Here is an 11,038-nt window from a genome sequence, read left to right on the forward strand (position 1 = left end):
ACCGGCACGCTGCCGGACTGAAGTGGACGCGGGGTGAACGTGAAAAACATTCACCGTGACAGTTCAATCCACCCTGTCACAGATCACGAGGCGCGCTGTACCGCCGAAGGTTGTGGTCATTTCCGCCGGTGGGCGAGGCCGTCGAGGATCACCTCGGTGCCGAGGGCGAAGAGGTCGTCGGCGGTGGTGCGGGCGAAGATCGGGCCGAGCGTGCGGACGGCGGGGTAATCGTCGAGCCGGCCTTCGAGCCCGCCGGTCTTCGGGGGTGTTTCGGCCGAGGCGAGGACGTGGGCGGTCAGCAGCCGGGCGATCCCCGCGGTGTCTTCGGGGGTGAAGCCGGCGTCGAGCAGGATCCGGCACGTCGTTTCGATGTGGGCGAGCCGGTTCGGGCCCGGCGGCCGTTCGCGGAGCAGGGTCGCGGCGTCGCGGTGCTTGAGCAGGAGCGCGCGGAACTGGTGCAGGCCCTGCGCGAGCTGGTCCCGCCACGGCTTCGTGGTGTCGATGTCGAACGCGTCTTCGCAGATGGCCTCGGCGAGCAGGTCGAGTAGCTGGGCCTTGTCTTCGACGTGCCAGTAGAGCGTCGGCGAGCTGACGCCGAGCCGCGCGGCGAGCCGCCGGGTGCTCAGCTCGGCCAGCCCGGCTTCGTCGAGCAGTGCGAGGGCGGCTTCGGTGATCTGGCGGCGATCGAGCGGCACCCGGCGCACTCTATCAGTGATAGATTGGTCCCTATCACTGATAGAGGGGGTGGCGGATGCGCTGGTGGGTGGCGGTTTGTTCGCTGGTGTTCGCGATCGGCACGGCGATCCAGAACTTCGTGGTGATCGACCACGACCTGGTGGCCCGCGCGGCTTTCCTGGCGGGCACGCCGCTGTCGGACGGCTTCCTGACCGGGTTGCGCCTGGTCGGGGACGGCTACCTGGTGGGGAACCTGCTCGGGCTGCTCGTCCTGACCGGGCGCCGGTGGGTGTTCTGGCTGGTGCTGGCGGTGAACGCCACCCAGGCGGCGGGGGTGTTCGCGATCCCGCCGTCGGTGTGGCGGGCGACGCTGGACCTGTACGGCTGGCCCGGTCTGCTGCCTTCGCTGGTCACCGACGGCGGGGCGCTGGTGCTGACGCTGGCCCTGCTGTGGTGGCGGTTCAGCCCGTCAAACCGGACTCGGCCACGCCGCGCACCAGGTACCGCTGCAGGAACGCGAACAGCAGCACGATCGGCAGGATCGACACCGCGGCCGCCAGGAACAGCAGGTTCAGCTGCGGGTTCTGCGCCGTCAGCAACCCCGACAGCGCCACCTGGACCGTCCACGAATCCGGGGACTGGGCGATGATCAGCGGCCACAGGAACGCGTTCCAGCTGCCGATCACGGTGATCACGGCGATCGCCGCGAAGAAGCCCTTCGAGTTGGGCACCACGATCCGCCAGAACACGCCCCAGCGGGACAGGCCGTCCACCCGGCCCGCCTCCTCCAGCTCGCGCGGGAAGTCCAGGAAGTACTGGCGGAACAGGAACACGCTGAACGCGCTGAACAGCCCGGGGATCACCAGGCCGCGGAAGTCCGACAGCCAGCCCAGCGACGAAACGACCACGAAGCTCGGCACGAACGTCACCGACGTCGGGATCATCAGCGTCGCCAGCACGGCGTAGAACACGATCCTGGAACGCCGGTACGGGATCCGGGCCAGGCCGTAGCCCGCCAGCGAGCAGATCACCAGCAGGCCGGCCGTCTGCAGGGTCGCGACCAGCGCCGAGTTCAGCAGGCTGCGGGCGAACGGAACGTCCGAAAGCGAGAACAGCCGCGAGAAGTTCTCCCAGTGCACTGTGGACGGAAACAGTGTCCACTCCGGAGCGGTGAGGTCCGCGCGCGACGCCAGGCCGTTGCGCAGCAGCAGGTAGAACGGCAACAGGAACAACACCGCCGCCACCACCAGGCAGGTCCACCGGAGGAACGCCTTCACGAAACACGCCCGAACCGCAGCACCCGGCCCTGCAGCAGCGTCACCAACGCGATGATCAGCGCCAGGATCACCGCGCCGGCACTGCCGCGGCCGAGGTCCTGGCCGCCCGAACCCAGCGACGTGTAGTACAGGTAGACCAGCGGCGGCCGCGCGAACGGCGGGTAGCCGCGCGCGTCACCCATGATGTTGTAGAACTCGTCGAACGCCTGGTACGCGTTGATCAGGTTGAGCAGCAGCACGGCCACCGCCGTCGCGCGCAGCTGCGGCAGCGTGATGTGGCGGAACACCTGCCAGCCCGGTTCGGCGCCGTCCAGCCACGCCGCTTCGTACAGCCGGACCGGGATCCGTTGCAGCGCCGCGATGAACAGGATCATGTAGAACCCCAGCTGCAGCCACAGCCGCGCCGTCACCAGCACCACCCAGTACAGCGGCGGGTCGACCGTCCCGGTCCAGGCCACCGGGTCGACGCCGAACGAGCCGAGCAGCGTGTTCGCCAGTCCATATCGGACACCCGAGAACAACGACGTCTTCCAGATCAGCGACGCCACCACGTACGAGCACGCGAACGGCAGGAAGAACACCGACCGGAAGAACGCCCGCGCGAACCGCAGCTGGTTGACGCCGAGGGCGAGCGCCAGCGACAACACGAACGTCAGCGGCACGATGAACACCGCGAACACGCTGAACGTCCCCAGGCTCGACAGGAACGGCTCGTCGGTGAGCATGTGCCCGTAGTTGTCCAGCCCGACGAACTCGGTCGGTGTCACCGTGTTGCGCGCGTCGAAGAACGACAGGTACGCGCTCCAGCCGATCGGCAGGTACGCGAAGATCGCCAGCCCGATCAGGAACGGCCCGACGAACAGCCAGAACGCGCGCGCATCGCGCCGCTTCATCCGAACAGGCGCTTCAGTTCGGAGCGAGCCACCTCGACCGCCGTCTTGACCTGCGCCGCCGGGTCCGCGCCCTCCTTGGCGATCTTCGCGACCGCGTCGGACAGCGCCGTGTTCGACTGCTGCGTCCACACCGGGCCGCCCACGAGGTGGCTGTTCTCCTTGACGAACCGGGCCGCGTCGGCGGCCGGGCCGGACTTGAGGTTGTCCGCGCGGTCGATCAGGCTCTGCCGGGCCGGCACGTGGAACCCGAACTTCGTCGCGAACTCCAGCTGGTTCTGCGTCTGGTCGACCCACAGCCACTTCACGAACGCCTTGGCCTCGGCGACGTGCGCGCTCTTGGCGTTGACCATCGCGCCGTACGCGCCGACCGGCACCGACGGCGCGCCGCTGCCGTCCAGCTTCGGGAAGGGCAGGACGCCGAAGTCGTCGTCGAACGCCTGCCGGATCTTCGGCACGTTCCACAGCCCGGTCCACTGCATCGCCGTCAGCCCGTCGATGAAGGCACTCGGGTCCGACCAGTCCGCCGGCGCGCCGAGCAGCAGGGAACCGTTGGCGTTCAGCGTGTGCAGCTTCGCCAGCGCGGTCGCCGCGCGCGGGTCGTCGAAGCCGACCTCGCGGTTGCCGTTCTTCAGGAAGTCGAGCCCGGCCGACCACAGCAGCGGGCCGGTGAGCACGCCGACGCCGCCGTCGTTGCCCGCGAAGAAGCCCTTGACGCCGTCCTTGGTGAGCTTCGTGGCCGCGTCGACGAGCTCGTCGACCGTCTGCGGCGGCTGCACTCCGGCGGCCTGCAGCAGGCTCTTGCGGTAGAAGAGCACCTGCGTGTCGGTGGCCTGCGGGATGCCGTAGACCCGGCCGTCGACGGTCTGCGCGGCCAGCACGGCCGGGCTGAAGTCGCCTTTCACCGGCCCGATGACGTCGTCGAGCGGGACGACCTGCTTCTGCCGCACCCAGTCGATCTTGACCTGCGCCTCGAAGACGTCCGGCACCTTGCTGTTCTGCAGGGCGGTGACGATCTTCGAGTCGTAGTCGCCCGGGTTCCACTGCACGGTCACGGCCGCGCCGGGGTAGCTGGCGGCGTACCGCTTGACGGCGTCCTGGACGCCTTCCTCGCCGTACGCGTGGTACCACTGCTGGAGCGAGACCTTCGGGGCGGCCGACGGCGGCGGGCCCGCCGAGTACGCCGTCGAGGGCGGCGGGTCACCCTGCCGCCCGGTGTTCGACCCGCAGGCCGTCGCCAGCGCGCCCATCCCGGCGAGCGCCAGGAAACTCCGCCTGTTCCGCTGCATCCCCAGAACCCCTCCGACGTGCTCTGAAGGCCACCATAAGGGCGCAAGGGTCCCTTATGGTGACCGCCAGAGGCATGAGACTCGCCGGAGATTTACCCGTTAGAGCTGTGCGATGTCGAGCTTTCCCTCGGAGTAGGACGCGCGGATCCGCTTCTTGTCGAACTTGCCGACGCTGGTCTTGGGCACCTCGTCGACGAACGTCCAGTTCTCCGGCAGCTGCCACTTCGCGACCTTGTCGCTGAGGTAGTCGCGCAGCTCCTCCGGCGTGACGCTCTGCCCTTCCTTGAGCACGACGGCGACCAGCGGCCGCTCGTCCCACTTCTCGTCCGGGATGCCGACGACCGCGGCCTCGGCCACGGCGGGGTGGCCCATCACCTGGTTCTCCAGGTCGACCGAGGAGATCCACTCGCCGCCGGACTTGATGACGTCCTTGGCGCGGTCGGTCAGCGTCAGGAAGCCGTCGGCGCTGATCTTGCCGACGTCACCGGTGCGCAGCCAGCCGTCGTGGAACTTCTCGGGATCGACCTCCGCGCCGCCGTAGTACGACGCCGCGATCCACGGACCCTGGACCTCGAGCTCGCCGACGGCGTCGTTGTCCCACGGCAGCACCGCGCCGTCGTCGTCGATCAGCCGCGCCCGCACCGACGCCGGGAAGCGGCCCTGCGTGTAGCGGTACTTCCAGATGTCCTCGCCGGTCGCCGACGCCGGCGGGCGGGCGACGCTGCCCAGCGGCGACGTCTCGGTCATGCCCCAGGCGTGCAGGATCGGGACGTTGTGCCGCTCCTGGAAGGCGTGCATCAGCGACGGCGGCACCGCGGACCCGCCGACGACGACCTCGCGCAGGTGCGAGATGTCCTGCGGGTGGGCTTCGAGGTGGGCGAGCAGGCCCTGCCAGACGGTCGGCACCGCGCCGGCGAACGTCGGCTTCTCGGCGGCCAGCATCGCCGAGACCGGCGCCGGCTGGAGGAAGCGGTCCGGCATCAGCAGCGACGCGCCGACCATCAGCGACGCGTACGGCAGGCCCCACGCCATCGCGTGGAACATCGGCACGATGGCCAGGGCCTTGTCCTGCTGGGCGAGCTTCATGCTGTCGGTCATGCAGACCTGCATCGAGTGCAGCCAGATCGACCGGTGTGAATAGGCGACGCCCTTGGGGTCACCGGTCGTGCCCGAGGTGTAACACATCGCGGCGGCCGAGCGTTCGTCGACGTCCGGCCAGTCGAAGGTGTCGGGCTGGGCGGCCAGCAGCTCGGCGTAGGAGTGCACCTGGACGCCGTCGGGGGCTTCGAGGGCCGCGGCGTCGCCGTTGGCCACGATGACGTGCCGGACCGTCTTGAACTGCGGCAGCTGCTTCGCCAGCAGGGGGACGAGGGTGCCGTCGACGATGACGACGTGGTCCTCGGCGTGGTTGGCGACGAACACGAGCTGCTCGGGGAACAGCCGGATGTTCAGCGTGTGCAGCACGGCGCCCATGGCCGGAACGGCCAGGTAGGCGGCCATGTGCTCGGCGTTGTTCCACATGAACGTGCCGACGCGCTGGTCGCCCGTCACACCGAGGCTCCGGAGCGCGTTCGCGAGCCGGGCGGCGTTCCGGCCGAGGTCGCCGTAGGTCTCGCGACGGGCTTCTGAACCGGTCCAGGTGATGACTTCGCTCGCCGAGTGCACCGACGTGCCGTGGCGGAGCAGGTTCGCCAGCGACAGCTGGCCGTCCTGCATGGTGCTCAACATGGTCGCTCCCGGGGGTCGCTCGCCGGTGAACTGGGGTTGCGCCGACTCTAGTGCGGATCGGGTGAAGCGGGCATGGTCAACAACGGCTCCGTTCGGTCACGGTCGTCGCGCGATCGGGCGACGACCGGACGATGATCAAGATCATCAGTTTTTCGGCTTTTCCTTATGTGCAAGGAAATGTGCACGAGAACAGTGGGTAACGGAGGCTCCACTTCCGGGTGAGAAGGGCCACGCGGACCACTTCTTGGGAGCGTTTCCGCAGGCCGGAGCGGGTTGCCCGGTATCACCTCCGGGGGTAATAAGTGCGTGTCGGTTGCACGGCCATGAAGCGGGTGGCGTTTACTGGGCCCGTGGCAAGAGACGGCTGAGCAGCGCTTGCAGGAGCAAGCGCTCACAAAAGCTGTCGGCCGCGAAAGCGGAGACCTGAGAGGAAAGGACACTACGTTGGCTCTGCCTACGTTGACTCCGGAGCAGCGCGCCGAGGCCCTGGCCAAGGCCGCCGAGGCTCGCAAGGCGCGTTCGGAGCTGCTCGCGTCGATCAAGTCCGGCAAGGAGAGCATCGAAAAGGTGCTCAAGCAGGCCAAGGAGAACAAGACCATCGGGAAGACGAAGGTCACCCAGCTGCTGAAGGCCGTCCCCGGCCTCGGCGCGGTGAAGGTCGCCGCCCTGCTCGAGCAGGCCGGCATCGACCCGGACCGGCGTGCGGCCGGCCTGGGCGAGCGCCAGCGCGAGGCGCTCATCGACGCGCTCAAGTAGCCGTCACCAGGAGCTGACCGCGAGGGGAGTGTCGCTGGCGACACTTCCCTCGCGGATCTCCCCTCGCCTGGGAGGCTGGGTCTTGTGAGTTCTCCTGATCCGGCGACCCCGGCTGACCTCGCCGCCCGCTACCAGCGAGGCGACTTCCTCTTCACGACGGCCTCGCGCGCACTGCTCGCGCAGGGCACGATCCGCACCGTCACCGAGACGGACCCGCAGCGGCTCGCTTCGGCGATCCCCGGCGTCCTGGCCGAGACGGGCGCCCCGCTGGCCGTCGGCATCCTGCCGTTCGACACCGGGCCCGACACGAAGGTGCCGGGCCATCTCGTGGTGCCCCGGACCGTCCACCGCTCCTCGGGAACGCCCTCGCTGCCGCGGGAGACCCTGCCGGCGCCCGTGCGGGTCCGTGCGGTGCCGTCTCCGGCGTTGCACATGGCGGCGGTGCGTTCCGCGGTCCTCGCCCTGGGCGAGCGCGACCTGCAGAAAGTCGTCCTGGCCCGCGCTCTGGACCTCGAGTTCGCCGCGCCGGTGCCCGCCGAGAGCATCGTGCGGAACCTGGCGGTGGGCAATTCCCGGCACTTCACGTACGCGGCCGAGCTGCCGGGCGGCCGGTCACTGGTCGGCGCGACGCCCGAGCTGCTGCTGCGCCGCACGGGCCGGACGGTGTTCTCGTCACCGCACGCGGGATCGATGCCGCGCTCGGCGGACCCGGTGGTCGACCGGGCCAACGGCGAGGCGCTGCGGACGTCCCGCAAGGACCAGCTCGAGCATGCGGTGGTGATCGACTACCTGGTCGAGGCGTTGCGGCCGTTCTGCCGGACCCTGGACGTCCCGGCCGGCCCGGAGCTGGTGACGACCCCGGCGATCTGGCACCTGCGCACGCCGATCACGGGCGAGCTGGCCGACCCGGACATCACGGCGCTGGACCTGGCGGCGGCGTTGCACCCGACCCCGGCGGTCTGCGGCACCCCGACGGAGGGCGCGCGTGACCTGGTCCAGGAGCTGGAGCCGTTCGACCGCGACTACTACGCGGGCGCGGTCGGCTGGGTGGACGCAGCGGGCGACGGCGAGTGGGCGGTGGCGATCCGCTGTGCGGAGATCGCCTCGACATCGATGCGGCTGTATGCGGGGGGCGGGATCGTGGCGGAGTCGGATCCGCAGTCGGAACTGGCCGAGACGACGGCGAAGTTCCGCACGCTGCTGACGGCGATGGGCCTGGAGGACCTGCCGGTCTGAGCCTGCCTACGGAACCCAGTGCTCCTCGGTGACCGACAGCTCCTCGGTGGTCAGCACCGCGATGGCCGCGCGGTACCCGTCCGCGGCCTTCAGGTCCACCAGCCGGGTCGTCGCCGGGGCCAGGGCCGGGTCGCCGGAGGACACCAAGCTCGCCGGTTCGTCGTAGCGGGAGAAGGTGATGCTCTGCAGGGGGATGCGCAGGCCCTTGCCCGTGGCCTTCATCACCGCCTCCTTGCGGGTCCAGTAGACGAAGAACGCCGCCGCCTTCTCCGCCGGGTCCAGGCCCGCCAGGTGCTCCGCCTCCGCCGGGCTCAGTGCGTACTCGATCAGGCCGTCGTCCGCGCGGCGGGTGGCCGTCTCGACGTCGAGGCCCACCGGGACCGACGGTGTCGCGGCGATGCCGATCAGGTCGCCCGAATGCGAGATCGACAGCGTCAGGTCCGCGCCCGGGATGCGGGGCCGCCCGTGGGGCTTGCCGCAGTCTTCGCAGGTCGCGTCGAACTTCACCGTCTCCAGGGCCAGGCCGAGCCGCTCGGCCGCGACCGTCTTCGCCAGGACGCGGCCGGTGAGGAACCGCCGCTTGTCCGCCTCCTGCCGGTACGCGTCGAACCGGCCTTGCTCGACCTCGTCGAGCAGGCGCAGGAAGCGATCTTCGGCGGGCAACGGCGACGACCAGCGGACCTCGATCTCCATCACCCCTCCGATCCTTCCGGGCTTGGAAGCCGTTGTCACGGGGATCGGGCACAGGACAGGGGGTGTCACAGCCGGCGCGGTACGGACGGGACGCGCGGCAGGGGGTCGAGGGACCGGCCGTAGCCGTGGTGGCCGTGGCGTCGAGGCGTGGGCTGCCCCGGCCGGGCGTCGACGTGGTGCTCCTCGCGCAGGTTGTTCTCGGTGAGGTCTCCGGTCTCGATGGTGTTCTCCTCCTCGCGGTTGTCGTAGGCGGGATCGGTGGCGGGCCCGCTCGCGTTCGTGCCCGCGGTGTCGTGGCGGGCATGGTGATCACCACGTCGGAGCCGGTGTGCGGATCGTGCGCGCCGGCCTGGTCGAGCGCCTGGGTTTCGCCGCCGTCCTGCAGCAGGGCGACGGCCTCGGACGGCTCGATCCGCACCCGGTGCGGTCCGGCGGCCAGCTCGACGACCAGCCGGCGGCCGTGGCGGCGGAACATCAGGGCGGCGAGCGCGGCGAGAACGCGTTCGCGGAAGCCGGGGTACGTGCGGCCGAACGGCTGGGTGTCCGAGATGGTCAGCGGCGGCCGGCGGCCCGGGCGGGTGCGGTCTGACGCTGCACGAGCAGCGCGCACAGCGCGCGGTTGCCCGCCTGGCGCTGCAGGGCGAGGGCGGAGCCGGCGGCCAGCCCGCTCCGCGGGCCGGGGCGTGCGGCGACTGCCGGCGCGGGCATCGCCCGGGTGGCAGCGCGTGGCTCGTGCTCACCGGTGTGCGTCGCCTTCGCCACGCGGACACGGTAAGCCGGGCCGCGGCCGCCCGTCCCGCCCCCGGATGCCGCCTGCCGGGCTGTTCCGGCTGCCCTCGGCGGTCCCGGCGTCCTTGCGCCCGCGTGGTGCGTGGCGCACTATAGGAGTAAGCAAGCGCTTAGCCAGAGTCGGAGGAGCACGCGGGCATGGACTTTTCACTCAGCACCGAAGAACGGGAAGTGCGCGACTGGGTCCGCACCTTCGTCCAGCGGGAGCTGGTCCCCCTCGAGCAGGAAGTCCTCCGGCGCGAGCGTGCCCACCAGCCCGGCCTCACCGGCGAGGAGCTCAAGGACCTCCAGCTCAAGGCGAAGGAGTCCGGCTTCTGGGGCGTGCTGACCCCGGAGGAGTACGGCGGCATGGGCCTGTCCGCCGTGATGGCCGCGCTGCTGGAGGCCGAGCTCGGCCGGACCTTCGTGCCGTTCCGCTTCGGCGGGGCCGCCGACAACATCCTGTTCCACGCCAACGAAGAGCAGAAGCAGGCCTACCTGCTGCCGACGATCTCGGGCGAGCGCAAGTCGTGCTTCGCGATCACCGAGCCGGGCGCCGGGTCGGACGCCAAGGCCATCCGGACCACCGCCCGCAAGGACGGCAGCGACTGGATCATCAACGGCGAGAAGACCTTCATCACCGGTGGCAACGAGGCCGACTTCACCATGGTCTTCGCCATCACCGACCCCGAGAAGGGCGCGAACGGCGGCGTCACCTGCTTCCTCGTCGACCGCGAGGCCGGCTGGAAGTCCGAATACATCGACACGATGGGCGAGTGGGGTCCCGCGTCGCTGATCTTCCAGGACGTCCGCGTCCCGGAGACGCAGATCCTCGGCGAGGAGGGCCGCGGCTTCGAGCTGGCCATGCAGTGGATCGGCCAGGGCCGCTACCTGCTGCCCGCCCGCGCGATCGGCTCGTGCGAGCGGCTGATCTCGATGGCCATCGAGCACGCCAACACCCGCGAGACGTTCGGGCAGAAGATCGCCGAGCGGCAGGCCATCCAGTGGATGATCGCCGACTCCGGCGTCGAGCTGGAAGCGCTGCGCTGGCTGGTGCTGCACGCCGCCTGGCAGGTCGACCAGGGCGTCGATTCGCGCCACGCGCAGTCGATGGCGAAGCTGTACGGCGGCCAGAAGGCCAACGAGATCGTCGACCGCGTCCTGCAGATCCACGGCGGCATGGGCTACACGCGGGAGCTGCCGGTCGAGCGGTGGTACCGCGAGCTGCGGCTGCTGCGCATCTACGAAGGCACCGACGAGATCCAGCGCCGGACGATCGCCCGCAACCTGCTCAAGGGGCACGTCAAGGTCGGCGGGACGCTGGGCTGAAAACGCGAGAAGCCGTCAAGGCCACCCGGGAAGGTGGCCTTGACGGCATTTCGAGCTGCTTACTTCTTGTTGCGGATGGCGATCGGGACGCCCGCGAGGTCCTCTTCGTTGCACAGGAGCTTCACGTCGTAGTACGGCGAACCCTGGCGGTCGTCGTAGTCGAGGTGGATGGCCAGCACGTCGAGTGGCTCGCCGAGCCACTCCTGGGCCTGCCGTAGCCAGGCGGAGCACCGTTCCAGGGCGGTGGGGAGATCGTCATCGCGGAACTCGACGGGGCGATAGGGGACATCCTGCACCTGATCGCGGGGGTGTGCCGGCGCCGGGAGGCCCGGCGCGAGACCCGAGTCGTCCAGTTCCAGTTGGATCGTTTCCTCAGTCACCCTTCGAGCGTCCCCCA

13 protein-coding genes are annotated in these 11,038 nt (G+C 70.0%); 4 read left to right on the forward strand and 9 right to left on the reverse strand.

All coding sequences use genetic code 11. The features are described from left to right. Window positions 1–116 precede the first annotated feature (116 nt). The 6 genes from CCN39_RS07100 to CCN39_RS07125 form a co-directional block, all read right to left on the reverse strand. A complete protein-coding gene (locus CCN39_RS07100) occupies window positions 117–695 on the reverse strand; it encodes a TetR/AcrR family transcriptional regulator C-terminal domain-containing protein (RefSeq protein ID WP_244210654.1) in 579 nt (192 codons plus the stop codon). Between the two features lie 34 nt (window positions 696–729). Further along, entirely contained in the window at window positions 730–864 is a 135-nt protein-coding gene (locus tag CCN39_RS52560) for a hypothetical protein (RefSeq protein WP_279629562.1), read from the reverse strand. A 272-nt stretch (window positions 865–1,136) separates the two neighbouring features. Beyond that, on the reverse strand, window positions 1,137–1,919 hold the full coding sequence (locus tag CCN39_RS07110; RefSeq protein ID WP_086839622.1) for a carbohydrate ABC transporter permease: 783 nt from the start codon (window positions 1,917–1,919) through the stop codon (window positions 1,137–1,139). Between the two features lie 29 nt (window positions 1,920–1,948). Next, window positions 1,949–2,845, reverse strand: coding sequence for a carbohydrate ABC transporter permease (locus CCN39_RS07115; protein WP_086839560.1), 897 nt, complete (start codon window positions 2,843–2,845; stop codon window positions 1,949–1,951). Further along, window positions 2,842–4,131: an ABC transporter substrate-binding protein gene (locus CCN39_RS07120; RefSeq protein ID WP_086839561.1), complete on the reverse strand. Its 1,290-nt coding sequence runs from the start codon at window positions 4,129–4,131 to the stop codon at window positions 2,842–2,844. The genes CCN39_RS07115 and CCN39_RS07120 overlap by 4 nt, the downstream gene beginning before the upstream one ends. Before the next feature lie 99 nt (window positions 4,132–4,230). Then, entirely contained in the window at window positions 4,231–5,859 is a 1,629-nt protein-coding gene (locus CCN39_RS07125) for a long-chain fatty acid--CoA ligase (protein WP_086839564.1), read from the reverse strand. Window positions 5,860–6,303: 444 nt separating this feature from the next. Here CCN39_RS07125 and mihF point away from each other — a divergent pair, with 444 nt between their 5' ends. Next, window positions 6,304–6,615 (forward strand): integration host factor, actinobacterial type, encoded by a 312-nt coding sequence (gene mihF / locus CCN39_RS07130; RefSeq protein ID WP_051767699.1) that lies wholly within the window; start codon window positions 6,304–6,306, stop codon window positions 6,613–6,615. An 84-nt stretch (window positions 6,616–6,699) separates the two neighbouring features. Continuing rightward, window positions 6,700–7,851, forward strand: a complete 1,152-nt coding sequence (locus CCN39_RS07135; RefSeq protein ID WP_143263974.1) for an isochorismate synthase — start codon at window positions 6,700–6,702, stop codon at window positions 7,849–7,851. A 6-nt stretch (window positions 7,852–7,857) separates the two neighbouring features. On the opposite strand, the gene CCN39_RS07140 is transcribed toward CCN39_RS07135, so the two are convergent. Then, a complete protein-coding gene (locus CCN39_RS07140) occupies window positions 7,858–8,544 on the reverse strand; it encodes a 4'-phosphopantetheinyl transferase family protein (RefSeq protein ID WP_434781091.1) in 687 nt (228 codons plus the stop codon). 328 nt (window positions 8,545–8,872) lie between these two features. Here CCN39_RS07140 and CCN39_RS07145 point away from each other — a divergent pair, with 328 nt between their 5' ends. Beyond that, window positions 8,873–9,133, forward strand: a complete 261-nt coding sequence (locus CCN39_RS07145; RefSeq protein WP_086839570.1) for a hypothetical protein — start codon at window positions 8,873–8,875, stop codon at window positions 9,131–9,133. On the opposite strand, the gene CCN39_RS07150 is transcribed toward CCN39_RS07145, so the two are convergent. Next, entirely contained in the window at window positions 9,097–9,306 is a 210-nt protein-coding gene (locus CCN39_RS07150) for a hypothetical protein (protein WP_086839572.1), read from the reverse strand. The two genes, CCN39_RS07145 and CCN39_RS07150, sit on opposite strands and share 37 nt — an antisense overlap. A gap of 165 nt (window positions 9,307–9,471) precedes the next feature. Between CCN39_RS07150 and CCN39_RS07155 the strand changes: the two genes are divergently transcribed. Continuing rightward, window positions 9,472–10,641, forward strand: a complete 1,170-nt coding sequence (locus tag CCN39_RS07155; RefSeq protein WP_086839574.1) for an acyl-CoA dehydrogenase family protein — start codon at window positions 9,472–9,474, stop codon at window positions 10,639–10,641. A 59-nt stretch (window positions 10,642–10,700) separates the two neighbouring features. On the opposite strand, the gene CCN39_RS07160 is transcribed toward CCN39_RS07155, so the two are convergent. After that, window positions 10,701–11,021, reverse strand: coding sequence for a hypothetical protein (locus CCN39_RS07160; protein ID WP_086839577.1), 321 nt, complete (start codon window positions 11,019–11,021; stop codon window positions 10,701–10,703). Between the last annotated feature and the right edge of the window lie 17 nt (window positions 11,022–11,038).

The organism is Amycolatopsis kentuckyensis (assembly GCF_002155975.1).
Classification (GTDB): domain Bacteria; phylum Actinomycetota; class Actinomycetes; order Mycobacteriales; family Pseudonocardiaceae; genus Amycolatopsis; species Amycolatopsis kentuckyensis.

What these genes read in the sequence shown, in the direction of transcription:
- CCN39_RS07115 (WP_086839560.1), bottom strand. Translation starts at nt 2,845, where the DNA reads ATGAAGCGGCGCGATGCGCGCGCGTTCTGGCTGTTCGTCGGGCCGTTC.
- CCN39_RS07120 (WP_086839561.1), bottom strand. Translation starts at nt 4,131, where the DNA reads ATGCAGCGGAACAGGCGGAGTTTCCTGGCGCTCGCCGGGATGGGCGCG.
- CCN39_RS07155 (WP_086839574.1), top strand. Translation starts at nt 9,472, where the DNA reads ATGGACTTTTCACTCAGCACCGAAGAACGGGAAGTGCGCGACTGGGTC.
- CCN39_RS07125 (WP_086839564.1), bottom strand. Translation starts at nt 5,859, where the DNA reads ATGTTGAGCACCATGCAGGACGGCCAGCTGTCGCTGGCGAACCTGCTC.
- CCN39_RS07140 (WP_434781091.1), bottom strand. Translation starts at nt 8,544, where the DNA reads ATGGAGATCGAGGTCCGCTGGTCGTCGCCGTTGCCCGCCGAAGATCGC.